The 26693-nt window shown below is 40.9% G+C and carries 20 protein-coding genes and 1 tRNA gene; 6 read left to right on the top strand and 15 right to left on the bottom strand.

Features of this window, described 5'->3' with window-relative positions:
• Positions 1–3: 3 nt before the first annotated feature.
• Both LV83_RS06585 and LV83_RS06580 read left to right on the top strand, forming a co-directional pair.
• Positions 4–987 carry a YihY/virulence factor BrkB family protein gene (locus LV83_RS06585; RefSeq protein WP_245947017.1) on the top strand — a complete coding sequence of 328 codons (984 nt, stop codon included), beginning with the start codon at positions 4–6 and terminating at the stop codon, positions 985–987.
• 272 nt (positions 988–1259) lie between these two features.
• Positions 1260–1344, top strand: a tRNA-Ser gene (locus LV83_RS06580).
• Between the two features lie 412 nt (positions 1345–1756).
• Here the strand turns inward: LV83_RS06580 and LV83_RS06575 are convergent.
• Together LV83_RS06575 and LV83_RS06570 are read right to left on the bottom strand one after the other, a co-directional pair.
• A complete protein-coding gene (locus tag LV83_RS06575; protein WP_111610750.1) occupies positions 1757–5302 on the bottom strand; it encodes a M1 family aminopeptidase in 3546 nt (1181 codons plus the stop codon).
• Positions 5299–6186, bottom strand: a complete 888-nt coding sequence (locus LV83_RS06570) for an ABC transporter ATP-binding protein (protein ID WP_111610749.1) — start codon at positions 6184–6186, stop codon at positions 5299–5301. Before LV83_RS06570 ends, LV83_RS06575 begins: the two co-directional genes overlap by 4 nt.
• Before the next feature lie 105 nt (positions 6187–6291).
• On the opposite strand from LV83_RS06570, the gene LV83_RS06565 reads away from it, so the two are divergent.
• Positions 6292–7503, top strand: a complete 1212-nt coding sequence (locus LV83_RS06565; protein ID WP_146613696.1) for a sensor histidine kinase — start codon at positions 6292–6294, stop codon at positions 7501–7503.
• Positions 7494–8189: a LytR/AlgR family response regulator transcription factor gene (locus tag LV83_RS06560; protein ID WP_111610747.1), complete on the top strand. Its 696-nt coding sequence runs from the start codon at positions 7494–7496 to the stop codon at positions 8187–8189. The genes LV83_RS06565 and LV83_RS06560 overlap by 10 nt, the downstream gene beginning before the upstream one ends.
• Before the next feature lie 78 nt (positions 8190–8267).
• Here the strand turns inward: LV83_RS06560 and LV83_RS06555 are convergent, their stop codons facing one another.
• From LV83_RS06555 to LV83_RS06540, 4 genes are all read right to left on the bottom strand, one after another.
• On the bottom strand, positions 8268–9137 hold the full coding sequence (locus LV83_RS06555; RefSeq protein ID WP_111610746.1) for an SDR family oxidoreductase: 870 nt from the start codon (positions 9135–9137) through the stop codon (positions 8268–8270).
• Entirely contained in the window at positions 9122–9412 is a 291-nt protein-coding gene (locus tag LV83_RS06550) for a hypothetical protein (protein WP_146613695.1), read from the bottom strand. The genes LV83_RS06555 and LV83_RS06550 overlap by 16 nt, the downstream gene beginning before the upstream one ends.
• A gap of 97 nt (positions 9413–9509) precedes the next feature.
• A complete protein-coding gene (locus LV83_RS06545) occupies positions 9510–10070 on the bottom strand; it encodes a hypothetical protein (RefSeq protein WP_111610744.1) in 561 nt (186 codons plus the stop codon).
• 142 nt (positions 10071–10212) lie between these two features.
• On the bottom strand, positions 10213–10428 hold the full coding sequence (locus LV83_RS06540; protein ID WP_111610743.1) for a hypothetical protein: 216 nt from the start codon (positions 10426–10428) through the stop codon (positions 10213–10215).
• A gap of 75 nt (positions 10429–10503) precedes the next feature.
• Between LV83_RS06540 and LV83_RS21380 the strand changes: the two genes are divergently transcribed.
• Positions 10504–10650, top strand: coding sequence for a hypothetical protein (locus tag LV83_RS21380; RefSeq protein ID WP_158530526.1), 147 nt, complete (start codon positions 10504–10506; stop codon positions 10648–10650).
• 19 nt (positions 10651–10669) lie between these two features.
• Here the strand turns inward: LV83_RS21380 and LV83_RS06535 are convergent, their stop codons facing one another.
• The 7 genes from LV83_RS06535 to LV83_RS21375 all read right to left on the bottom strand — a co-directional run bounded on the left by LV83_RS06535 (position 10670) and on the right by LV83_RS21375 (position 18450).
• Positions 10670–11290: a CatB-related O-acetyltransferase gene (locus LV83_RS06535; protein ID WP_111610742.1), complete on the bottom strand. Its 621-nt coding sequence runs from the start codon at positions 11288–11290 to the stop codon at positions 10670–10672.
• Between the two features lie 281 nt (positions 11291–11571).
• The gene (locus tag LV83_RS06530) at positions 11572–13353 is read right to left on the bottom strand and encodes a helix-turn-helix domain-containing protein (protein ID WP_111610741.1); all 1782 of its coding nucleotides are present in this window, start codon (positions 13351–13353) and stop codon (positions 11572–11574) included.
• A gap of 220 nt (positions 13354–13573) precedes the next feature.
• A complete protein-coding gene (locus LV83_RS06525; protein WP_111610740.1) occupies positions 13574–14797 on the bottom strand; it encodes an alpha/beta hydrolase-fold protein in 1224 nt (407 codons plus the stop codon).
• A gap of 37 nt (positions 14798–14834) precedes the next feature.
• On the bottom strand, positions 14835–15791 hold the full coding sequence (locus LV83_RS06520; protein ID WP_111610739.1) for an NAD(P)-dependent alcohol dehydrogenase: 957 nt from the start codon (positions 15789–15791) through the stop codon (positions 14835–14837).
• Entirely contained in the window at positions 15788–16501 is a 714-nt protein-coding gene (locus LV83_RS06515) for a DUF4386 domain-containing protein (RefSeq protein WP_111610738.1), read from the bottom strand. The genes LV83_RS06520 and LV83_RS06515 overlap by 4 nt, the downstream gene beginning before the upstream one ends.
• A 217-nt stretch (positions 16502–16718) precedes the next feature.
• Positions 16719–17696, bottom strand: a complete 978-nt coding sequence (locus LV83_RS06510; RefSeq protein ID WP_111610737.1) for a helix-turn-helix domain-containing protein — start codon at positions 17694–17696, stop codon at positions 16719–16721.
• Between the two features lie 604 nt (positions 17697–18300).
• On the bottom strand, positions 18301–18450 hold the full coding sequence (locus tag LV83_RS21375; RefSeq protein WP_158530524.1) for a hypothetical protein: 150 nt from the start codon (positions 18448–18450) through the stop codon (positions 18301–18303).
• Between the two features lie 562 nt (positions 18451–19012).
• On the opposite strand from LV83_RS21375, the gene LV83_RS06505 reads away from it, so the two are divergent.
• Entirely contained in the window at positions 19013–22885 is a 3873-nt protein-coding gene (locus LV83_RS06505; RefSeq protein WP_111610736.1) for a glycosyl hydrolase, read from the top strand.
• A gap of 476 nt (positions 22886–23361) precedes the next feature.
• Here the strand turns inward: LV83_RS06505 and LV83_RS06500 are convergent, their stop codons facing one another.
• Complete coding sequence (locus LV83_RS06500) at positions 23362–24933, bottom strand: sulfatase family protein (protein WP_111610735.1); 1572 nt, start codon at positions 24931–24933, stop codon at positions 23362–23364.
• 64 nt (positions 24934–24997) lie between these two features.
• Positions 24998–26692, bottom strand: a complete 1695-nt coding sequence (locus LV83_RS06495) for a right-handed parallel beta-helix repeat-containing protein (protein ID WP_111610734.1) — start codon at positions 26690–26692, stop codon at positions 24998–25000.
• Position 26693 lies beyond the last annotated feature (1 nt).

The raw sequence follows: 26693 nt of genomic DNA, 5'->3' as shown, positions 1-26693 counted from the left end.
GTGATCAAAACAAAAATCCTTAGGTTAGAAGTCAAATTGCTTTGGCAAGCACGCAAGCTTAAGAAAATTCATTTCGGAGACCCCGATAAAAACCTCTTTGATGTAGGGAGAATTTTTTTGGTTCAGATGCAGAAAGATGACATCATCGAGCGTGCAGGATCAATGGCATTTAGCTTCACTATCGCCCTATTCCCCTTAATTCTTTTCCTACTAAACTTGATTCCTTACCTGCAGGACATTTTTCCGTATATCACTACGCAGAATATTCTGACCTTTATCCAAGAAATCTTACCTGCAGAAGTATATACCCAATCGGAAAATACCATCATGGATATTGTATCCAAGCCTAGGCAGAGCATGCTATCCTTGGGTTTTTTCTTTGCCTTATTTGCTTCTACGCAGGGAGTAATGTCCATGATGAACTCCTTTAATTCAGTTTATCAAACCAAGGATAACCGAGGATTTCTCCAAAGTCGCGGGATTGCTGTGAGTATAGTGATGGTCTTGGCATTTACAGTGATCACTGCTAGCATAGTCATGATTTTGGGAGGCGTATTGATCAGAAGACTGGATGAGCTTCAGGTATTCAATTCAGGGTTTATGATTTTCTTATTTTCAAGTCTTAAATTCCTGATTTTACTGTTGATGTTCTATATCACTACTGCTTTCATCTTCCGATTTGCACCAGCAGTGCATGACAAATGGAATTTCTTTTCCACTGGGGCCAAATTAGCAGGCCTACTAATCACTCTGGGTTTTTACGGCTTCTCGTTTTACTTAAATAATTTCGCAAGCTACAATAAGCTTTATGGCTCTATCGGGACTTTGATAGCTCTCATGCTCTGGCTGCTGATCACTTCGATTATCGTGATTGTTTGCTTTGAAGTCAATGTGAGTTTGGATTTGGTAGAGGAAAATAAAAAGCGAAAGAAAAGTACAGATTCGGAAAACTCAACTTTGGAGATAAAAAGTATAATCACGGAATAAGGATAGTCTTCCAATTTTAGGACTTCTCGCCTCCGGCCCCCTTCACGTACATTGAACCCTCTGCCTCACTTTATTTTATCATCACTTATGCAAAAAAGCAACTGTAGAATAGTCCAAGATTTTATTTAGGGACGGTTTCAAATGCTGTGTTTCAAAAAATAATCCTAAAACAATCAGCGGGTTAGAATAAAAAGACAATATGAGCTTTGCAAAAGTTAGCTTTTAATTTACCTTTGCAGACCAAATCAGGGAAATATCTCTGAGGACGACCCAGAGGAATGGCAGAGCGGTCGAATGCGGCGGTCTTGAAAACCGTTGTACCGAGAGGTACCGGGGGTTCGAATCCCTCTTCCTCTGCAAGAATAAACCCTAACTACCTGAAATATTGATAGTTAGGGTTTTGTTTTTAGAGTCAGTAGCGAAATCAGTAGCGAATTGGATTAGATTTTGGAAAATCGACTCCCACTTTCTTCTTCGGCTAATTTTTAAATATCCGCTCTTTTCAAAGATTCGTATTTTCGTACGGTACGAGGGGTACGTGGAGTACGAAGTGTACGAATTCTGTATTACTTTTTCCTTTTGCTGTTTGAACAACTTTCACAGAATAAAAGCACACTTCTGTTGTCTTAAACTCTTTAATTCATCGTGTACACTGTTCCTCCTTAAATCCCATCTTTAGTCCTGAAAGGAGCAATTCTTAAATTTTAACACCAAGCCCTAATTATCGCATGACGACTAAAATTTTTAACCTTATTCATAAAAATAAAATCTAGTTCTTTATCTCTTTGAAATTATCCTCCCGGTTTTGATCTGGGCGTGTACCCCAAGGGTCCAATACAATCCACGAGGGTATTTGATCTAGCATCATTTTAATTTGTCCTTTGCCTGATTGAATTTTTACCTTTTGAGAAAAGAGGACTTGTTGGTCAGTGTCCAGATTTTTGGGGTGTACAGTAAATGCGGCCAATTCGATTTCCTCTTCCATAGCCACTTCCCGCTCCGAACCGTCAGTTTGCCTTTCCATTTTGGAAGCTTCATAGTCCAGAGTTAGTTGAATTTGACCATCTTGGGTTTTCTCGATTTCTATATCTAAAATTCGAATGTCATAAGTGATGATTCTTTGGAACCAATCTTCTATCAGTTTTTGGCCTTCGAGAGAGGTTTTTTTCTTCATTTTCTCAAGTAAAAGCTGAGTATCAACCAACGGCTTGGCATGACTTCGAGAAGTGTCCACCAGCTCCCGAATTATGCTGTTGAGCTCTTTTTCTCCCAATAATTCTCTTGCTGCAAGAAATGCAGACAAACTCTTTCCATAAGCTAAATAGCTTTGATTTTCCTGTTCAGAAAGGCTGTTTTCCGGCATTGAAGCTATGGCCCGTCCACTGAAATAGGTTCGGTTGGCTTGATCAGTCAGGTACCAAGTCGCCGCTTTGCCAAGTTTTTTCTCTAGGAATAAAACTTCTGCATATTTAGCCAAGCCTTCCACAACTAATGTGGCTCCCGGCAAATTCCGTGGAGCCAATAGGTGACCAAACCACTGGTGTGCCACTTCATGAACTGCTCGCTTGGTCTGAAGATCAAATTGAGCCGAACCTTCCTTGACCAGGAAATACTTGTCCTCAGTCATGCTGATTACTCCGGGATGTGCATAACCCCCAAAGCCCCAAAATCCTGGGATTTCCACCAATTTCAAGTGATCGAAAGGGTAAGACCCGAAGTTTTCGCTACAATACGCTAGGGTTTCTTGTATGACTCGAAGTGTTTTGGAGTTTACCCGAGCATGGCTTTCAAGGCTATAAACTTCCAATTGCTCGTTGTAATTTTTCAGACTGTCCTTCCGATAAACGCCGGAAAAGAAGGCTACGGCAGGGAGGATGGGTTCGGAAGAGCGGTAATGAAATATTCTTTGATTCCCCTCAATTTTTTCTTCTACCAGCTTGCCTGAAGTTATGGCTGTCTGATTTTTTTCTGTTTTCAGAATAGCTTCAAAATTTATTTTGAAAAGTTTTTTTTCATCGGCTCCACTGTGGGAATTGTCCTGATTATCTGAAAGCTTTGGAGCTAAGCCTCTCTTTTTGCGGTCAGCATAATCTCTGATTTCCAAGGATTCTGAATAACCAAAGAAAGGCGCGAAATCCCTGAAATTGAGGTAAGAACCGTTGGGTACAATTGCTTTTTGGGTCCCGAGTATTGTTTTTTTCGGGTTGACTTTGAAAGAAAACTCCAAACTATCACCGGGCTGAATAGCTTTCGAAAAGCGGATCCGGTACAAGTCTAATTCTTCTACATATCCATAGTCTTTCACCTTTTCCAGCTGAAAATCTATCAGTTTTTCCTTTTCATGTATCAGTAGATCGTCAATAGGTTTGAGGGTTGGATTGAATAGTTTTCCTTTAACTTCAGCATGGTAAGTTCCTTTTGAAACTTGCATTTCCAGTTCAAAATGAAGGTCAGCAAAAGCTAAAACAGGTGCTCCATTAAATTCCTTAAACTCTTTTTCATAGCGAGCTTTTAGATCCAAGATTTCAGAATTCGTGGGAAAACTTCCTTCTTTCTCAGTTTTTAAAAAAACACTAATCCAAAAGCCTAGAAAAATGGTGAAACATAGGATGGCCAATCGGGAAGATGGAGTTTTGAAGGCTTTATGATGCTGAAATAAAAAAGTATGATCCCAGGAGGAATAAAGCCATGTTGCAAGTGCCAGGGCAAGGATTCCCCAGAGTAGGCTAAGAATTGAGAACGGACTGAACTGTAATGCAAAGCCTGCTAATTCACTATAGGTGAGGAAGGGAGTGCTTCCAATAAGAAACAAAGGATGATTCAAGCCTATTGTCGAACTTAATGGCCCAGCAAAGATCCCAAAGCTTATCGCCGAAAGCCCTATACCCAGATATTTGTGAGGAGTAATCCGCTGAATCCATAAAAACAGAATACTGAAAAATAAAAGACTCCATCCCGGGCTAAGAAAAAGTAAAAATAAAGTCCAGGTATCTTTGCTCCAAGGCTGTTCGGCCAACTGGAATATAAAACAAATCAGCACTGTTATGCTAATCATGGTGAGCATCACAAGCACTAAGGTGGTCAAGATAGAGAGGAATAGCAGTCCTTTCGGGGCAGGGGTAGCATTTACCAAACTGCCCATTCGGCTATCTTTTTCTCTCCAAGTCAGAGAGCCACTGAAAAATAATAGGATGATGATTCCAAATAGGAATAGCGGCTGTTGAACTCTTTCTAACAAGATTTGAGTGGCTGGATAGTAGCTTTCCTCATAGGAGCCTCCGGAGAAAAGCTTAAAATAAATCTCCGTAGAAGCGATGATCATCCAAGCCCCCAAAATCACCCAGAATGGGATACTGGTAAAGATAAACCGAAGGGATAGATTCAAATGAGAGCCAAAGACTGCGCTGTAGTTCCCGGTGCGGGGTGAAATTTTATCGATCTGAACTGAGTTGGGAGATTCAGATAACTTCTCCTTTTTTTGTTTTTTGCTTTCATTTGACTTTCTAAATGAGAAAATCCTATAGGCAACTGTCAAAAGAGCGGTCGAAAATAGCAACCATATTAACCTGTTCCATGCAAAGAGTCCTGAAATTTGGATTCCCAAATGATTCTTTTCATAGCTCGTCCATAGGTTCGTTTGATGGAAAAAGGCGGAAAGTCCAAATGGATCGGCCAATCCCGCCCAAACCAAATTCTCGCTTGCAATGGGAGCGGCATTGGCCATTAAAGGAGAGTTAAGAAAAATCGAGCAAATAAAATAAGCCGCATAAATGCCCACAGCCATCGCATAGGTGGCAAGTGGATTCCTGGATAAAAGCCCAACCGTGAAAAGAAAAGCGGTCAGCGTGGTGATGGTTGGAATGAGTAGTTTGAAAGCCACAGAAAGACTGGAACTGAACTGAAAAACGCCTATTCTGCTGGGATCCAGGTCAGAAAAAGCGACTCCCAAATGAAATCCAATGATGGCTGGCAAAATAATCAGCAAGGAAGTCAACCAAGAACCCAAGAAACGAGTCAAGAAAAACTGTTTTTTTGAAATTGGAGTCACATACACCAGTGCTTCCATTTGCGATTGGGCATCTCTTTGAGTGGCTTTGACCGCAAAAAACATAATGGAAAATACTGCTCCGAGGCTTAGGAGTCCCATTTTGAAAAAGAGCTCAAACTCTGAATTATAAAGTGTTTCAGAAGAAGCAGTTCCCTGTCCTCCCATAAGGAAGGCAAAACCAAAATAGGCTAGCACAAATACCGGAGCTGTCCAAGTCTTGAATTGAATCAGCAATTCGAAGCGTAGAAGTTGGAAAAACTGGTTCATGGCTGTGAATTTTGCGTCTGTAAAGTGCTGAAATAAAAATCTTCCAAACTGGGGGATATTGGTTCAAATTCGGTACCCGGGGAAGTTTCTGATTCTATGTGAATCTTGGTTTTTCCGGCAATCAATTTGGAAGAGATTACCTTGAATTCGGATTGATATCGGGCTAATTCAGTTTTTTCAATTTTCCTGGCCCATATTTTTCCTTGAAGGCTGCCGGTTAAGGTTTGTGGATTCCCCTGAGCCAGGATCTTTCCCTGATTTAGGATGGCCATTTGTGTACAAAGTTCCTGTACATCATCCACCAAGTGGGTGGACAGAATCACAATGACATGCTCCCCGATTTCAGAAAGCAGGTTGAGAAAGCGGTTGCGCTCTTCAGGGTCCAAGCCTGCGGTTGGCTCATCTACGATGATTAATTTTGGATTTCCGAGCAGAGCTTGGGCAATGCCAAAGCGTTGGCGCATTCCTCCGGAAAAGGAGGAAACAGCTTTTTTTCTGTGTTGGAAAAGATTGGTTTGGTGAAGGAGCTGATCAATTTGTTTGGTTCTGTCAGATCGATTTCCGATACCTTTGAGCACCGCCATGTGATGCATCAGTTCCCATGCTGATATGCCGGAATAGACTCCGAATTCCTGAGGCAAATAGCCCAAGACCGATCGGATTTCCTCTGGTCTTTGAAGAACCTCCAAATCATTGAAGAGAATCCTTCCAGACTCTGCTGCTTGGAGCATGGCTATTGTTCTCATCAAACTTGATTTCCCGGCGCCATTTGGCCCCAATAGACCAAACATTCCATTTTCTATGGTGATGGAAATGTCATTAAGCGCTTTCACGCCATTTGAATAGGTTTTACTGAGATTTCGTATTTCAAGTGAGTTATTCATGGCTCATTATTTTGACTTGACGAATTTTAGGAATTCACTTGGGTCCATCTAATTAAGATGTCGAACCACCTTGAAATGAGGATGAATTGATCCAATCGGGTATTGTTGAATGAAAAAGGGAGTTTGGTGGTGTTTGTCATCAAAATTGGCCTATTCGTCATTTTTGTTTTTTGGAAAACAGGCTTTGGCTACTTTAGAAGGATGTTTCCAAAAGCTTCAATTTTAAAGGCATTAGGTTGGGGATTAGGGGTAACTCTCTTAATCACCGTTCTACTTCAGCAATTGGGGTTCATTCGTATTGACCCTGAGGAATATCTGGAAAATATTTTAATCCTTGGGTCTTGGTGGATTCTTGTAAGCCTGGTGTTTTATTATGGTAAAAAAGTCCGTTTTCGAAGTAAAAGCTTACTTCATATCCTTTATTTAGCTCTATTCTTTACGGTGATTCTGCTTTTGGATCAATGGATGGCCTTCCCTGATAATCCAGTTTCCATAGGTTTACTGATCCTGTTTTGGATAGGTGTTGCATGGTTTGTTGCTCCTGCATTTTTTAAAAAGTATCAAAAGCTGATTTTTATAGTATATGCATTGATTTGGTTGCTGTTTGTTTACATGAGGTACACTGAAAGTTATTTTCAAGAACACCGAGAACTGGTGATTTTCATGTTGCTACTTCCTATCCCCTTCTTTCTCTTACTTTGGATTTTTGAGCAGTGGAAAAAGATCAAAGATTTAGAAAATCAAAAAAATCAGGCCGAATTGGCCATGCTGAAAAATCAGATTAATCCTCATTTCCTCTTCAATACATTAAACAATCTCTATGGGTTATGTGTGGAAAAATCAGATGCTGCGCCAGAAGTTGTTTTGAGGCTTTCGGATATGATGCGGTACACAATTTATGAGGGAAGTGAACGAACAGTATTGCTTGGTAAGGAAGTGGGGTATTTGGAAAACTTTCTAGGATTACAGAAATTAAGACATAGATATGCACCGGAAATTGACTTTCAGGTTACAATACAGGAGGATCAGATGATTTCACCGTTGATGTTAATTGTACCGGTAGAAAATGCGTTTAAGCATGGCGTGGAGAAGTTGACAGAGCAGGCATTCGTCAGGATTTTGGTCGATTCAAATCAGGAAAGATTAAGATTTACAGTGGAAAATAACTTCGATCCCAACACGCAAAGCCATAATCCAGGCATAGGACTGGAAAACTTGAAAAGAAGGTTGGAATTGGCTTATCCTGATTCTCATTTTTTGCAAATCACAAAAAATAAGGATGTCCATCAAGTGATCTTGGAAATTTTATGGAGTTGATCAACTACGTGATTTTGGACGATGAGCCGATAGCTCACCGAATCATTGAAAACTATTGTGAGAATTTTTCCTTTTTGACTAAGGTTGGAAATTTCTACAATGGATTTGAGGCACTGGAATTTTTTAGAAAAGAAAAAGCTGATTTAATCTTTTTGGATATCAATATGCCCAAGTTGACTGGGTTTGAAATGCTCAAGTCAATTTCAGATCCGCCTAAAGTAATTGTTACCTCAGCCCATCAGGAATTTGCCTTGGAGGGGTATGAGTTGGATATCACGGATTATTTATTGAAACCCTTTGGATTGGATCGGTTTATCAAGGCAATCAATAAATTGAGAATTAGCCAAGAACAGACAAATGAGCATTCTGCAGTAGATTATCCTGGCAAAATCTTTCTCAAATCAGACAAAAAGTATGTTCAACTTGAATTGAAGGATATTTTTTATGTAGAAGCTTTGGGGAATTACACTAAGGTTTTTCATTCCGGCGGGATGCTGATTTGTCCGGATAAGATTTCAGATTTGGAGGCGAAGTTACCTTCTCCCGGCTTTATCCGAGTTCATAAATCCTATTTGATCAATCGCGATCGAATTGAGTTTGTAGAAGGAAACCAAATCAGGATTTCAGGAGTGATGATTCCTATCGGCCAGACTTATAAAGCAAGCCTTCAAAGGTATTTAACTTGAATTTTTATTGTCAATTTTTTACGTTAAAAACCAATTTGTTTAAGAATAAACCACTTTATCAATAAGGATTGGAAGAGGTTATTCTGACTCTCTTAACCGATCACTTTCCTCCCGAAAAAAGGTTTCCAAGCGATGCACTCCATGCCGTGGGGCAATATTATTCCGGGCCATCATGGTAAGAAAGAACTCTATCGGTCCATAGGTCTGTGGATTGGTGAAAGTCCTCATCATTCCAAGAACTCCCCTTCGCATCCAATCCGGCAAATGAACGATTTTGACTTCTTTCCCTATGGATTTAAGAGCCAGTCTTCCGATTTCATTTTGAGTCAAAATATCAGGTCCTCCCACTTCTACCTCCGGCTGGGGAGAAGTGACACTATCAATGACTACCTGAGCCAGATCCATGCCGTGAATAGGGTTAAGTTTGTATTCTCCGTCTCCAAAAAGGTAGACGCGGCCTGATTTGGCCATGGACAAAAAGTCTTTCATGTCAGAGAAAAAACCATTGGGCCGAATAATGCTATAGGCTAATCCGGATTCTTTTAAGGCATCCACAAAACGCTCTTTGGCAGCGGTGATTTTCAAGTGCCGCATTTGGGATCCGTTCAGTACAGATACATAGATAAATTTTCTGACCCGATGCCTCATGGCAAATTCCAGGAGATTTAGATTGGCTTGATAATCCACGTCCATGTAGCTTAGTCCGTCTTTTTGCCGGGTGATGCCAACTGTGGAAATGATCGTATCGATTGGTTCCTCGATTTTTGGAAATGACGCCAACTTCGTCACATCGACCAATTGCCATTGATTTTTATTCAGACCAAGGCTTCTAAGTTTTTCTTCGCTTCTTCCAAAGGCAAGAAAATCACGTCTCTGTCGCTTGAGTTCTTTGGCAATAAAGCCTCCCAAATAACCGGTGGCTCCTGCCAGCATTATTTTTCCTTGCATTCTGATTGAGTTTGATTAGTTGACAATTGGCTTATATATGCCTCTGATTGATTTAGGGTATCATTGTTATTTCTAATTCCCTCAATTATCCAAGCTTTTTTTAAGTTAAAAACCTTTATTTCGAAAGAAATTATATTCTCATCCATTGCTTCTAATCTTTCAGTTTTCTTCCATACTTCTTCCAGTTCTTGTTTTAATAATGGAATAGCTTCAGAAGCTAGCAAGTGAAAGAAAAACAAGATCAAAATGACGTGGTATCCTGTTTTTGTTTTCATTTTTATGGGATTGAATAAGTGAAGAAATCCAGCAAGGCAAGCCAGTGAATTCATCATGACTTTTCCTTACTGGTTTCTATTGAAATGGTCTTCTGAATTAAAAGAGTGTAATTCCCACTCCGATGGAGAAATTGGTGGCGTCTAGGTTACCTCCTTCATTTCGAGTAACTCGGCCCATGTACAATCGGCTTTGGATGTCTAAAGCCCATTTTTCACGCTGAAGAACTTCGTAGCCAGTGGAAATCAAAACTCCTTTACCCCAATCGTTTTTTCGGGAATCAGCCTTGGATTCATAGAGCGCTCTGATGTCTAGGGATGCACCGTATCCTCCGCTGACCCACCATTTGTCAGTAGCCCAGTATTGAATGGAAGGGATGATGCCTTCAAAGCTCCGGTCTACGCCCTCGGACTCATAGATTTGTCCGACAGTATTGACATAGATGGCTGTGCGGGGAGATACAAACCAACCCATTTTCAGATTGGGAAGGGAGATGCCACCTCGAGTGGCTTTTTCACTCATTCCATCAGTGAAGTGCAATACGCCCGCTCCAATAGAGGCCCCGGCGGTAAAGCCTTTGCGGAAAGGTTTTTCAGTTTGGGCCTGAATATTCAAGGTAGTGATCAGACCGATGATGCAGATAAAGATTAGCTTTTTCATTTTTTTGTGTTGTTTAAGTTTGACTTGTTTTTATTTCAAATTGATGGGACAAAATTGGGCGGTATTGCCAGGCCAGTCGTCTTGAATTATGAATTGGGACGTTTTGGTGAAATCCCGGACTTTTTACCTAAATGGGGTGGAATTAGTCTTCCTTGGCCGATTTGAGCATGAAATTAACCAGGCTGATTCCTCCGCCTACGGCCATTCCGGTGCTGACCCAGAAAGTGATTTGATTGTCAAAGTCCACTCCCAATAATCCGAGTGCAATGATTCCGATGGCAGTACCAATGGCGACTCCGATGAGTGTCCCGATGGCTACCCCAATGGCTGTTCCTAGTGTGATTGCTTTATTTTTCATCTTTGTATGTATTAGGTTTTTGATTAATGACTGGGACAAAATTGGGGCGTAAAGGCAGGCCAGTCGTCTTGAATTATGAATCGGGACCTTTCGGTGAAATCCCGGACTTTTGGCTGGGTAGAAAAAAAAATGGAGCTTGTCCAGCTGGAGTTAAAACTCTCTGACGATAAAAAAGAAATGCCAAAAGGAAAGTTGATTCCTTTTGGCAATTGGAGTAGCTAGGGAATACGGACTAATTCACTCAAACAATAGCCTCTAATTGATCCCCGGCTAGATTTTGAACATTTTGGCTGATTCGCTCGATAGGCCAGTTCCACCATTTCAGCTTCAGTAGCTGCTCGATTTTTTCATCAGAAAAGCGTTTTCTGATTTCTTGGGCAGGGTTTCCACCCACGATGGTGTACGGCTCTACATTTTTGGTGACCACTGACTTGCTCGCAATGACGGCTCCATCACCGATCTGGACTCCCGGCATGATGGTCGCTCCGTAGCCGATCCACACATCATTTCCGATGATGGTATCTCCTTTATTGGGATAGCTTTTCCCTTCCATGGCTTTTCCCCAACCTTTACCAAATATGGCAAAAGGGTAAGCTGAAAGGGATTTGGATAAGTGATTGGCTCCGTTCATGATGAAGGTGACATCCGAGGCGATCATACAAAACTTCCCGATAATCAATCGATCCCCCACAAAATCGAAGAGATATTTGACATTTTTCTCAAAGTTGTGAACGTCCTCAAAATCATCGTAATAGGTATAGTCGCCTACTTGGATCTGAGGGTTTTTGATTACATTTTTTAGAAAGCAAAGTCGGTCATAGCCTGCTAATGGAAAGGCTTGGTTTTTATCTGGTCCTGTCATGATTCTATTTTTTGATTGAATAAATCAAAGATGAAGGAAAATGCATCGGCATTCGTCCGACTTTATGATTTCGGACTTTTTCTGATCACTGAATCTTTTCTGTCATTCCGACTCCGATTATGGATAGTGCTCAATCTGGTTTTTTACAAAAATTATCCGAACCGCTGATAAAAGCATCAAGAATCCAATCAACCACCCTATTTAGGGATATTGAAGTAGTGTTCTGTTCCAAAATTACGAGTCTTTGAAAAGTGCTATCCCCACTTTATCAGACATTAAAATCAGTTTCGATGAGATTTTACCCAAGCCTTGGGAGTGAGCCCGGTAGATTTTTTGAAGAAATCATTGAACACGGATTTGGATGTAAATCCGCTTTCATAAGCCAAGCCCAAAAGTGTAATATGACTATTTGCTTTATCAGTTGCCTTTCGCTGGAATATTCCCAAGCGATGGGAATTGATATAGTCATTGAAGTTTTGGCCCAGTTTCATATTAATCAGCCAGGAAAGCTTGTTGGGATGGAGGTCGATTTGCTCCGCCAGAGAGCGTAAAGTTAAATTGGTGTCCGTGACCACTCCTTCCAGAGCCATTTTTTCACGCAGGATTTGCAGGAACTGCTCGCTATCCTCCTCGGCTAGTTGGCTGGATTGAGCGATGATTAGTTGTTGATTAGAAGGATGGTGCCGATGTGCTTTGTGATCTTGGAAATTCATTTGTTCATAGATTTCCTGAAACCCCTCATGCTCACGAATATTGTCCCAAACCCACCAATATTTCAGGCTGACCATCATGCTGGACTTTTCCTCCAGTCCTTTTTGGAGGAAATGGACGGCCTCATTCGGCCTGTTCATCAGGCTGTACAATGCTGCCGGGTCACAGGGATCGATGTAGTGACTATTTTCCAGCTCTTCGAGTACACCCTCCGTGTCTCCACTGAGCACTTTAACCGTCATGAGATCCAGCTTGACCAAGCCCTCTCCATTGGTTAGTTCGACAGCTCTATCAAGCGTCTGGAATGCCTCGTCAAATCTTCCCAAATAGCCTAGAACCAAACCTTTCCAACGAAGAGCCTCGCTGAAATTAGGCTTGACACAAAGACATTCTTCAAAGGCAAAAAGGGCATCTTCAAATCGCCCTGAGAGGTAATAACACAGCCCAAGCCACCAGTAGCTGATGATGTGCAGCGGATCGCGAGATTGATTTTCCTTGGCAATAGCTATGGCCAGGTCGTAGTCCTTTTGGATGAAAATATAGTAGTTGGTGATAAAGTCGATCTCATTATTCAATCCAGCTGCTACGGCCTGATTGTAGGAAGCGATGGCTGCCTCCCAGTTCCAGTCATGGAATAGATGTACGTAAGCCATGACTTTGTGGGCACGCATGTCCTTGGGATTGATCGCCAAAGCTTTTTGAGCAAATTCTCTGGATTTCTGAAAACCTTCTTTGGCAGAAATCAGGTTGAAGCCTGCATGGTGAAGGTAGGTTTCACCGATGTAAGCAAAAGCTTCGGTAAAACCAGGATCCAGTTCGGTGGCTTTGGTATATAAAACCAAAGCTTCTTTGACATCGGCTAAGTCCTTTCGCTTGAAATGATGGCTGGCTTTCAGAAACAGGTCATAGGCTTCCGGATTGTTCGTCTTGGTGGAAACCAAGCTATCTTCGATTTCCATATGTCCAAAATTCTCCCGGATTCGGTCGGCGACCAAAAGGCTGATTTCATCCTGCAGCTCAAAAATATCCTGAAGTGTGCGGTCAAAGGTTTCGGACCAAATATGAAAGCCATTGTCGGTACGAATCAGTTGGACTGCAATCCGAACCCGATTGCCCGCTTTTCGGATACTGCCCTCAATGACTGAGGAAACGCCCAGCTTGTTTCCGATGATCCGTACATCCAGTTTTTGACCTTTGAAAGCAAAAGAAGAAGTACGTGCGATGACTTTCAGCCTCTGTATTTTGCTGAGGGCATTGATGATTTCCTCAGCCATGCCGTCTGAAAAATATTCGTTTTCCGGGTCTGAACTGAGGTTGTCAAAGGGTAGAACAGCGATGGAGTGTTGATTCATCCAAAGTCAAAAAACACCAAAAACGTGTTTTGGAGCTTAGATTTATGTTTGAAGATATTTTCAAGATAAAGCTTCCCAAGTTTTTTGGCTAAAAAATGTAAGAAAAATGATCTGAGTTTCTCTAATAAAAGCGGTCTATTTTAAACTTTCTTGTGAATGGGAGCTGCATGCACTTAAAAACAAGCATCCAATCCCTACGATTATTAATTCTTTTTTCATTTCAGTTTCGTTGATGGTTCAAACGGTCAATCTGTTGGGAAAAATCATTTTCTAAACCCAGTTTATACTGCTGGGATAGTTCAATACCCTTTCTGTAGGTCTCAATTGCAAGATAGACTTGTCCCACACTTTCGTAGGTTTTGGCGAGAAAAGTCAGTATTCCAAGGTAGTTAGGGTAAGCCTGAGTCGCTCTTTTTAAGACTGTGATGGCTCCTTCTTCATTTTTCCTTTCGATTTCCTGCATAGCCATATTCACGTATTCATTGGCCGTTCGCTTGGCTTTGGATCCATATTTCCTTTTTAACTGCTCCTCGCCTACCAGAAATCCTTCTTCAGAAAAGTTGGTTTGAAGGCTATCCGGGAGACGCATATCCGAGAATAAAAATTTCAGACCATGATAATTGAGTAAGAGACGGGAAGCCATATGATCTTCATCGCCCACTTCTTCATGAAACCAACGGAACCCTTCTGGTTGATTCTTTTTGATCTCATCCACATACCTGATCAATTCCTGCTTCATTCCCCAGCCTTCTCCACCACCTACTCCAAAGTAGACAGTCTTCTTCAGGGTTTGATTTTCTGCGAAAAAGGTGGAAGCTTTTAGAGTCATCTCCTCTCCATTCCACCAGAGTGCAGGGGCCTCAATGATAAAAGCATCGAAAAGATCTGGCTGCTCCATCAGGGTATAAACACCGAATAAGCCACCCAAAGAATGTCCTTCCAGAATTCGATAAGGATGTGTACGGAAATGATTTTCAACAAAGGGAAAAACTTCCTGGCTAATAAACTTCAAAAATTTCCCAGCTCCGCCACTTTGAGCAATTCCGTCATTTCCGGTACCTCCATAGACATTTTGTCCAGCTTGAGAGGGTGTCAAGTCTCTGTTCCTATCCAAACTCTGAATCCCAACCAGAATCATAGGAGGTATGAGCCCCGATTCGATTAATATTTCAATAGTTCCTACGGTGTGTTTAATATTTTCCAGCCCATCCAACACATACATGACCGGATAGGAGGTCTCGCTGTTTTCATAATCATGAGGTAGTGAAACAAGGATTGGACGCTGTTCTTGTAATAGTCCGGACTGAATCAAATACTGCTTTCCAAGCCCTAAAAGCTGACTATCAGGCGTTAATTCTACTTTTTGGGCCAGTTGCGCTTGTGCACTGAGTTGAAATAGAGCAAAAATCAAGACCCCTACTATTCTTTTTATATTCTTCTTCATATTCCTTTTTGGTTTTCATCTAGAGATATTCGTCTCCTTAAATGGTAATGACCAACTTCCCGGATATTTTTCCCTTTTTCATCAGGCTCAAAGCTTCAGGTACTTCATCTAGCGTGAAGTTTTGCTGGATAGGAGGATAAATCTTTCCCTCATCTGCAAGGGTTGCCAGCAGCACTAAATCGTCTTTTTTCACCTTGGCCATCAGCGTGGCGAATTTCTTCCCTGTACGGTAGGACTTCCAAGAGCCCAGCATGAGTGCCTCCATGGAAAATCCAAAGGCTACATAGCGACCGCCACCTTTCAAAACCGGTTCAATCTGATTGAGAGAATGGTTGACAGGTCCATCTAAAATCAAATCGAATTTCCTGTCTTCTTGGGTGAAATTTCGAACTGCATAATCTATCACTTCATCGGCTCCCAGCGTTTTGGCTAGATCTGCATTTCTTCTGCTGCACACTGCGGTGACTTTTGCCCCCAAAGCCTTGGCGATTTGAATGGCAAAACTACCGACGCCTCCAGAAGCCCCGTTGATAAGGATCTCATCCCCTTTTTTGATTTTTCCCAGGTCTCTCAATCCCTGCAATGCAGTCACTGAGGCCATGGGCATTGCTGCAGCTTCCTCAAACGTTAGATTTTTAGGTTTTTTAGCCAATACACCTTCCTTCGCTACCGCATATTCAGCAAAGCCACCAAATCCACTGCCCGAAAGGTCTCCGAATATTTGGTCACCTACCTGAAACTGCGTAACGTCTTTCCCAACCCGTTCAATTACCCCGGAAATATCCGCCCCGAGAATTTGGTGTTTAGGTCTGAATAATCCAGAGGAAAATCGGACCGGAAAGGGAGTTCCGCTCAAAAGATGCCCATCAGCTTGATTGACTGAAGCAGCCAACACTTTAACTAGGACCTCATCTGCCTTGGGTTCGGGGCGATTTACTTCTTTTAGTTTAAGGTTTTCCGGCGAACCGTACGTTTCATAGATGATTGCTTTCATAAGTTTGTGGATTTGATTTTTGAGCCTTTGATTAGAAAATAAAATGCAAGTGTAACTTCACCCAAGGCAGCAGATATACCGACGATCCAGGCAAGCAGAGACTCATTTCCCGGAAAAGCAAAGTCGCCAAAGGTTTCAATCAAGTAGCCCAAGCCTGCAAACCCCATCAAGATTCCAAGAATCTTGGGGAAAGCTCCGCTTTGAAACAGCTGAAGTCCAAGCAAAAGACAATGAATCCCGAAAAAGGCTCCTGCGATCAGGTAGCCATAGCGGTGGGCATCCAGGAAGAGATGACTCATAGCCTCGATCTGGCCCTGATCAAAGGAGAGGCTTAGTGGCTCACTTTTCAGCACATGTAGGGCCAAGTAGTGATTCAGCAGATTGAATGCTCCAATCGCTGGATGGGCTAAAAGCCGTAAGGAAGAGGAAATTAGGGCTAGGGTTTTTCCATAAGGCTTTAATAGCAAATAAAACATCACCGAAATGACTGCATCCAACATAAAAGCCAAAAGGTCTGTGATCAAACCAAACCGGAATAGCTCCTCATTTTCGAGAATATTCGCAGCAGAGTTCAACGCATTTCCTTCTACAAAAATCCCTTCTCTCACATATCCTTGACTGAAACCTGCGAGGATGATGACAAGCACATAGAGTAACCCGATCATCCGTATTGATATGGCACTTTGGTTTAGATTAGCTTGATTTTTCATGGTAAAACAGTTAGCAAACGATTCTCTTATTAATTGGAAAGAATTATTCCAGTCTTGAAGGCTCAGCCCCTATTTTTCAATTCGGTGATAGGAAAGACATGAAGTTTTCCCTTGTTCAAGACAGGATTAATAGATGGAGGTAAAGGTAGGGCAGCGCGAAAAAGTAAAGTTGACACTTTGGGCCAATTCCTTGACCATGTAGGCCAAATGTCTTTTGCTACTTCGATTTTCTGTACTCCATTGGAGAAAGTTGGGTCCACCTTTTAAAAGCCCTGTTGAATGCGCTTTGCTCTGAAAACCCAGTCTGAAAGGCGATTTCTGCAATGCTCAAGTGAGAATTCAGCAATAAATCTTGTGCAGTTTCTTTCTGTATCAATTGAATTTGATCCCGAAAGGTTAGCTCTTTCTCTGCCAATCTACGCTTGAGCGTCCGGGCACTCATATTGAGGTGATCTGCTAATTGGATAATACTTGGGATGCCACTCGGGAGACTTTCTGTAATCAATTGTCTGATGTCATATAGCATCTGATCTGACTGCGAAAAAACCCCTTGTTTCTCTTCTTCCAGGCGATCCACAATAAATTGATGGATGCTCTTATCTGCTTTGATTGTCCGAATTTGAAGGGATTCTGTTCGGAATTGTAGCATATTAAGGGAAGCACCAAATGAAATCGGACATTGGAAAAATTCTTTTAATGATTGGGCAGAGGAGGTATGCGAATGCTGAAAAGCGACCTGGACTGGCAGAATTTTTTGAGAAGTCACCTCCTCCAAGATTCCCGTGAGCATCACGAAAGACACCTCATTGGCTATCTCGATACCCTTTCGATTAGGTGGACGGTGAAGGAAAAGTTGGGATTGTCCATGATCTTCCCTCATCTTAATACTACCTTGGTCTGTGACCAAGACCATATAACGCTGCAATCGATCCAATATATCTCGTGCCTGCCAGCTGGTTTTCCAGGATAGACCTAGCGTACCGTAATCATCGGAATTCAGTTGCATTCCCTGACGCACACTGAATCCCGGGGAAAGATTTTCAATGGCCCATTCGTACATATCATACAGGAAATCGATGGGTAAATAGGGAGAATCAAGGGGCGAATGTTTTTCTCTGAATTGTAGCGGTGGCAATCCTTCTTTGATAGCCAAGGATTTGGCTTTATGATAAATGCTCGAGCTTACAAAATCCATATCATTCTCTCTTGGAAGTAATTGCAACCAAAAACCCGGATTCCTTTATTTAAAGGAGGCTTCAATATAGAATATTCTAGATTTCTTTAAAGGAAGCTGCAAAACGCATCAAATTACTTCTTCTCAGCACTCATTTCCAAAAAGTCCAAAAACACATCCAAAGGTCCGCAGATACATTTTTGGAACGACTGACTTCTTTCTTTAAACCAAATTTGACTCATCATTTTGAAACAGTAACAAGTCCTACTTACACACAAAACAACGAAAAATCTCTTCATTTTTAATCTGACGATGGCCTCACTAAGTTCTTTTAGCCAAGGCAAGGTGCATCAAAAAAAATGCGGTTGACTACAAATGCAGAGTGAGTCTTCCCGGAATGATAGTGCCCCAGTTTTTTACCAATGCTTGGGATGACCAAACCATCACCCAACCCATTGAGCTTCATAAGAAGCGTATCCAGGACAATAAGAACATCATATGGCTAAAATGGCCACTTGGCGCCACTTTCAGCCCATGGGGATTCTTTAGTGGGATTGACTTTTGGATAAGGTAGAGCCTCAAACGGAGTTCTATCCCAGGCATGTGAAGGAAACAGTAATAGGAATCAGGCATCAGCGGATGCTCTGGAAAGGTTTTTTTGCAACTGTCTTGAACTGTCAACCTTCGGTCTTTGACTGGCTTTTACCTTTGCACTGTAGCTCAGCTTGATCTCAGCAACTTCATACAAATCAATTGTTCTTTCCTGCGTATCCATAATTTTATGTGTCAAGTATTGCTATGCAAAGGCCACATAGAATCTCGCTTAGAAGGTAGGTTCGCTAGGCAAATACATCCCATTTTGCTCGATTTCTTTTGGTTTTAGTGAACAATGAATTAGAACCGCTTCACTGGCCTTGGGAGTGATAAGACCAGGAGTCAACCAAATAAACAGCACAGCGAAGCAAGCGGCTTTAGGCAGGAAGCTTATGGGCGCATCAAAACCAAGGACTAACTTTGGGAGAATTCAGAGGTAAAAAAAACATATAAGGCATCTTTAGGGCACCTCATTTTTTTAACGAGAGATTTTTACGATTGAAATGAAAGGGTAAATGTCATTATTTCCACCTTTTTTAATCTCCATTTATCAATTGGAAATCACAAGAAATAGTAAACTGTAAAAGGCAGGCATTCCTTTTTTTCCTTAAATAACAACTCTTCCATTACTTCAAAAGCAATTTGACCTATTTCCCCTATCAGCTGACATAAATACCCTCAGCTTTGACAAGTTGGATATAGAAATTGGGTGAACAATAAAACAATCAGTAAACCCAAGAATCATGAAAAAAATCTACCTACTAGTATTAAGTCTATTTCTGTTGAATTGCCCTTCTTGGGCTCAGGGGAATTCAGAATCCTGTGGACAATTATCCAAGTATCTTTTTTGGACTGGAGAACAAAATGATGATTTTTTCAATGAAGCCAATTGGCGAATTGTAAATCAACGACCGGAAGCCCCCACCCCTCCAGGTCTGAATGAAGATAGTTTGCAAGGAAGTGTAAAGCCTTTTTGCCTTCCCGGATCAAACAAACTTCCAAACCAAATTTGTCCATCTGAAATAGATCTAGGTAAAGATAAAATTCCAGCAGCAGGAACCATAGAACCCGGAATACCAATCGCTTACAATCTTTGGATAGAAGACGCTATAATTGAAATTCCACAGAATATAAGTTTTGTGTGTTCGGAAATCGGCTTTACAATTATCAATTCAGAAATTGATGTTATGGCAACACTTGACAACGGTGTGATTTCTTTGGATAAAAAATCAACATTAACAGTTCAGCAAAATGGTGCTTTAGAATCAGCAGTACATATTAATTTTAATGATTTGGATTCTTGGGTGATTTTGAAAAGCACCAATCCAGATCAGTTTCTTCTCACTATGCAGGATCAGGTATTGGTTCAGAACAACACAGCTACAATGGATGTGGATTTCAGAATTAATCAATTTTATCAATCAGGCACATTAATCAGGCCATACTCCAGTACCTATGAAGCTTTAGAAATCTACAGCGGAACAGGCTTAGAAGGTAGTAAAGCTGTCATCTACGAGGGGGACATTTATTCTGGGTCCAGCATACCTAACGGAATGAATGACATGACCTCTTCTTTTAAATTGAAAAGGGGGTTTATGGCCACCTTTTCAGTTGCTGAAAATGGAACGAGCAAAAGTAAAGTTTACATAGCTTCTACAGAGGATTTAATCATAGAGTCTCTTCCGGTTGCTCTTCAAGGTAATGTGAGTTTTATCCGGGTTTTACCTTGGAATTGGGTGATCAAAAAAGGAACCGGTGGATTTACAGAAGGAGTTGATGCAGGCTGGTATTATAACTGGGGAAATGGAACGGATAGCCAGCCAAACTATGAATATGTCCCAATGGCTTGGGGCGCAGGGGCTACAGCTCCACCAGTTCTTAAAAGAATCATTGAAAAAGATAAAGTCAATCATTTGCTTGGCTTTAACGAGTCTGATAACTGCGATGACCAATCTGGACAATTCAATAACCTCTGCAAGATAGAAGTTGCTGTTGGGTACTATGAAAACCTAATGAAAACCGGAATGCGTCTGGGTACTCCAGCTCCTAGGGAAAATGGTCCAACTGGTTGGCTACTTGAATTTGCGGAATTGGCAAAAGCGAGAGATGTAAGATTCGATTTTGTGGCAGTTCACTGGTATGATTGGGGAAGCAATCCTGCAAACAGTCCCAATGCTGATCCTCAAGAGATTTTTAACCGTTTTAAGAATTACTTGGAAAATGTCCATAGAATTTATGGCCTACCCATTTGGATCACTGAATTCAACGCAAACCCAAACAGGGGAAATGCCATTCAGGCAGCTTTCCTAGAGTTAGCCTTACCTTATTTAGAATCATTGGAGTATGTAGAGCGCTATGCCTATTTCGAACCAATGAGTGCTAATTCATCTAATCCTGTAGAATCCGCGGATTTAACAGATGAGAACGGTAATCTGACCAATATTGGTGAACTATATAAAAACCATTTTTCCACCCCATCCATTCCTGAAGCCACTTTTGAATCCGATGGAAATCTTTTGGGATTGAATGAGCCCTTTGCGCCTGAAACTCCAGAAATCCTAAGTTTTGAAGCTGAATGCGCTCTTTACCTAGGGAATAAGTGGAAAGTTATAGAAGATGAAGAAAGCTCTAATGGAAAATATGTAAGAGGCAATAACACTTTGGAAGGAGCATCAGCTTTAGCCTCACAACTTCATTACGAAGTGGATTTAAGCGAGGCCAAAATCTTTAAAATCTGGCTTCGGGTAAAGACTATTGGCGGAACTGGAATAAAAGTAAAAGTTGATGATGGGGAATTTGAAACCATTGGTGGACTAAACACCTCCGAATTTAGCTGGCTTCAATTACCTCGTTTTTATACCCTTCAGGAAGGTACGCATAGAATTAGTTTTGAGTATACTAACAGTTCCTTATTATTAGACCAGTTGGCTTTTATTACCACTAGTGATGAGGTAAACCTGGAACCCGCACCTTTAAATTCCTGTACAGAATCTCCTGAAAAATGGGGTCTGACAAATACAGACATCATTTATTGGCTCGAAGCAGAAGCAGGTAATTATGGAAATCTATGGGAAGTCAAAACCTCAACATCAGCCATCGGAGAGCAATTTATTGAAGCAGTTCCTTCCGGAAGTTCTTTAAACACACCTCCAGGTACGGATGGACAGGTTTCTTTCAATTTTGAAGTGGAAGAAAAAGATCAGTATAGAATCTGTGCAAAAATTCAATCGTTGAGTACAGAGGATAATTCACTCTGGATCAAAGTTGATGACGCCCCATTTAGAAAGTGGGATAACCTGGAAAATGATGCCTTTGAGTGGTATTGGAAAAGTTTCCATTTCTCACAAGGCGGTGAAGATAGCGCATTACCATTTTTCCTAAGTGGCGGAATTCACACCCTAACCCTTGCCTACTCAACACAGGATTTCAAAATAGATAGACTTGCAGTAGCGTCAGAAGGAAAACTTCCTTCAGAAATTGACCCTGATGTGGTCAGAGTATTTGGTCCAATGGACTATGAGGCTGAAAATGCTGAGTTACTAGGGAATGCCATCGCTGTAAATTGCGGAACATCTTCTAATGGGCAGCAAGTAAATTTACGAACAGGATTTTCTTCTGGCGTTAGATTCAATCAAGTAATAGCAGCTGAAGCTGGAGCTTATAGCTTGTCAATTCAATACATGAGCAAAGTTCAAAGGAACTTTAGACTAATTGTCAATGGAGAGGCTTTAGGCTACCAACTCGTAACCCCATCCGGTAACTGGTGCTTTGAAGGCGGAAATACAGCAATTTATGAGATTACTGTAAATCTGAATCAGGGGGTAAACGTAATTGAAATTCTACGAACAGAAACTGATGCACCGTTTTTGGACAAAATCAGTCTGAAAAAGAAAAATATATCTTTAGAAGCAGAAGAGGCCACTTTAGAAGGTTCTTCGGCCATTGTTAATTGCCCGGTTGCGTCAAATGGAGCATTAGTGAATATGGGTTTCTCCTATGCAAATGCTATTATTTTCGAGAATGTCAATGTAGCTAAAGCGGGGAACTATCAGCTAGCCATCACCTATTTATCTGCTGTTGATAGAACAGCCAGAGTCATTATTAACGGAACTACAAAACAAGTCTCCTTCATGGATTCAGGGGAATGGTGTGGTAATGGCGGAACAACTGCTACCAAAACAATAGAAGTAGAACTGCAGGCTGGAGCTAACCAAATCGAAATACGACCTGCAACCAATGAAGCCCCATTGGTCGATAAAATAGAGCTGATCGAAATTCCCAAAGAGCTAGAAGATGTGTCTTCAGCTAGAATTGTTTCCACAGAATCAGTTGCCTCCCTCTCTTCTGATATACTGCTTACAATGGAGGACTTTACTGTTTATCCGAACCCAGTCAAAAGTTTTAATCGGATAAATATCACCCTTCCAAATCTTCAGGAAAGCACAACGATAAACTTGAGTATTTCTGATATGTATGGGAGAATTTGGATATCAGAGAACCACGTAGAGGCAAATGGGCAGAGAATTGAACTACAGAACAATTTAAAACCTGGTCTATATCTGATCCTTATTCAACATGGCAATCAGCTGATCCAGCATAAATTAGTGGTGGAATAACAAGCCATAGGGTTTATAAGAATAGAATGCGGGCTCTTTGAACCCGCATTCTTTTTTTATTTAATTCAATTAAGTAGAGGATCTGATGAGCAGATGTTTGAAATCAATTAGAGTAATCAATCATAGTATTGCGAAATGCTATTGGAATCTCGTTTGCGAGACCGCTTATCGAACGATAGAAGTAGATGATCCACTTAAATGGGCCATCTTAACAGGTTTTACTTTAGACTGACTTCAACTTTATTAAACAGCTCAAACTCTGAGAAAAAAAAATTATACTAAATGTCTTATGGAAAAAATTAAAACTATGCCTATCAAAGTATTGAATTCTAATTAGCAGTTATCATTTAAACCCTTGAAATTTCTTGGCATAGGGGCAGACAAAAACTCCCAAACCAATGCATTCTGATAAAATCACAACACATCAATTTGGGAGTTTGATAGCTAAACCTGAACATTCGTACAACAATTAGGATTTACTTCAACTCCAATTGCTGTATTTCTCTATTGCCCTGACCTCTTATTGCCTCATAGCCTTGGATCATTTCAGCCAACTTTTCAGGATTAGATTCAGCTAGATTGTTTTCTTGGGAGGGATCTTCTTTTAAATTATACAATTGGTATTCCATTAGATTCCCTAATTCAATATTTACATTTTTCTCTAGCTTAGGACCTTTATAAGGTGGAATCATAGCCCAATCTCCTTTTTTATAAGCAGTTCGACTGGTAGCTTCCAAAACGAAATCTTCTCTTCCCTGCTGACTTTTCCCCATCAAAACATCCAATAGATTCTCACCGTCATCAGTTTGCACATCACTTCCTACTAAAGCTGCCAATGATTCCATCAAGTCTAGTTGAGTTATCATCGCATCTGAAACTGCAGGTTGAATTTTACCCTTCCAATAGGCAATAAAAGGAAGTCTTGTTCCAGCCTCAAACAAACTATATTTCCCGCCCCGAAATGGGCCTGCAGGAGTATGATTGCCGATCTTCTCTACTGCATCATCGTAGTAACCATCATTCAAAACCGGTCCGTTATCACTCGAAAATATGATTAAGGTGTTTTCCAAAATTCCCAGCGTTTCCAATTCCTTTAAAAATTCGCCCACAATCCAGTCTGCTTCAAGGATGGCATCTCCTCTTGGCCCCATTCCTGAAGTACCTTCAAACCTTGGATGAGGTGTTCTTGGCACATGAGGCTGCTGCATCGCATAGTATAAAAAGAAAGGAGCATCCATAGTTGCTTCTTCTTTCACATATGATTTTGCTTTCTCCAAAAAGTGATCTGCCATATCAATGTCTGACCATTTAGCAGCCTCACCACCCTTCATAAACCCAATTCTTGGCACACCATTGACAATGCTGTTATTATGACCATGGTGCCATTTCATAGTGAGCATTTCAGGATGGGTAATTGCTGTGGGTTCTCCTTCAAAATTCTCATCATAACTTACAAGAATTGGATCATTTGGATCGAGTCCTACTACATTTCCATTTTTGATATATACAGTTGGAACACGATCTTGAGTTGCTGCCATGATATAAGAATAATCAAAGCCGACTTGGTTTGGTCCTGGAGAGATCTCGTAGTTCCAATCTACATTTCCACTCCCCAAACCTAGATGCCATTTTCCTACCACTCCTGTATTATATCCAACCTGCTTTAGCATTTTTGGAACCGTCATTTGGGCAGTATCAATTAAAAGTGGAGCAGTACCCGGAAGAATCTTGGCATTTTCATTTCTCCATGGGTATGTACCTGTTAAGATTGCGTATCTGCTTGGCGTACACGTTGCAGAAGATGCATATGCATTGGTAAATCTTATCCCACCATTGGCTAGTTTATCAAAATTAGGCGTCACAAGAGTGCCTGCATCGTATGCGCTTACATCTCCATAGCCTAGATCGTCCATGTAGATAAATATGATATTGGGATTTTGGTGTTTTCCACTGGTTGATTCTGAATCATTTGATTTACACGCCACCAAATACGATGAGCAAAGAATCACCAGATAAAGGCAACCAAGGTATATTTTGTTAGTCTTCATTTATAGGTCAATTGTTTCCGAAGAATTCAGATATAATTTTATTGTGAAAAGGTAATTTTAACGTCTATTGATTTGCTTTTACTTGAATGGCTCCAATTGAAGGAGTTCCTGAAATTTGATTTCCGAGAATATCCTTCTTGAGATTCAACCCTTCCATCAATCCAAAATCATCATATGGAATAAATGGAATGGTGATACCCAGTTGAACAAGTTCTATATTTAGAGGGATGTAGTCTTCTAATGCTAATCCGCCGGGATTACTAAAGGATGCATTCCCTACCAGAGATTTATTTTCAAGAATAGCCGCGGAACTAGGCCACATAGCTTCTTTCAAGAATAGATTATTCTCAAAAATCACATCAATCACTTGTCTACTTTCGCTATCATCGGGCATGTACTGATCACCTTCTACCAATGAAGCTCCTCCCATCAAATGAAAAATATTATTTGCTATCAACACGCCTCTTGAGCGATTATCTATAGCAATTTTGGAGACATGTTCTTCATTGACAAAAATGGTGTTGTTATAAAAATATGAATTAACAGGACCCTTTCTTGCTTTTTGATTTCCTTGATACCCACTCAACCAAAATACTTTTCCTTCTTGAAAAGCACCACTTACCCCCTTCTCTCGAAAGCCATCGTTGATGCTGATATTGTAGCGATAGGCACAATTGTAATTATTACCTAAAATCTCGCAAAAACCTCCTGCATTATGAGCACTAAGATTATACTGTAAGACTATGTTATCGCAGTTAAAATCAATATGTGCACCGGCAGAATCACCTGGACCATTGGCATACATAAACTTGTTTTTTTCTATCAAGACCATGGAGGATCCCCAAGTCCATAACCCGCTGCCTCTACCCCATTTCCTGCTATCGTCGTTGCTTCCAGAATAGGTCACTTCATTTTCGGAAACATAAACGAATTTCACTCCGGACATTTGGATTCCAGGACCTCCAGTTTTGGAGACAGTATTACGGGAAATGGTGATATTTCTTATGCCTTGATTACTACCACCAGTCAATTTTATTCCGGTATGACTAAGATTGGAGATACTACAATCGAGAATTTTTACTTCCTCTATCATACCTGATTCGGTTGCATTGATTAATCGAATTCCCCACCCATATTTCTGGGTTCCATTTGCAGATCTCACCTCCTCTTGTCCTCTCTGAAATCCTTTGTTTTCGTAAAACACATCTTCTATTTCAAGTTTTTCAAGTGTGATCCCGCGAGTATTTAAATCTTTGGTAACCGTTATTAAAACCCCGATTCTCATTGTTCCTATAGGAGAAGAATCGCCAAATCCGGCGGCAGCTATTTTTAAGTTTTTGACAGAAATGTAGTTTGAGTTTTTGATAAGTATTCCATTTTCAAGGCCTTTGGCATCGATTTGACTTTTCGTAACTTCTCCGGATAGTTGCTCATCATATGAATCAATAAAAATTGGATTCTCTACACTTCCATTTTTCCCAGTTAGATCCAAAGTCTCATAAAAGGTCTCACCACCAGCCAACAGAAGCTTATCGCCACCTTTCAAATCAAGTGAAGCAACTTTCTTCAAACTTTTAAAAGCTTGATCTTTAGATTTACCAGTATTTTGATCGTTTCCGAACCTCGGATGAAAATAATATTCAGTAGCTAGACACTGAAAATTCACCATGAAAGTCATAGATAGCAAAACAGTCAACTTTATTAATCCAGAGTTTACAGAGCGGGAACCCTTCTTATTCTTTTTTTCAGAATTTGTCATT

This window comes from Algoriphagus yeomjeoni, assembly GCF_003259505.1.
Lineage (GTDB): Bacteria > Bacteroidota > Bacteroidia > Cytophagales > Cyclobacteriaceae > Algoriphagus > Algoriphagus yeomjeoni.
The sequence above is the reverse complement of the archived record's forward strand: the minus strand, read 5'-3'. Positions and strand labels throughout refer to the sequence as shown.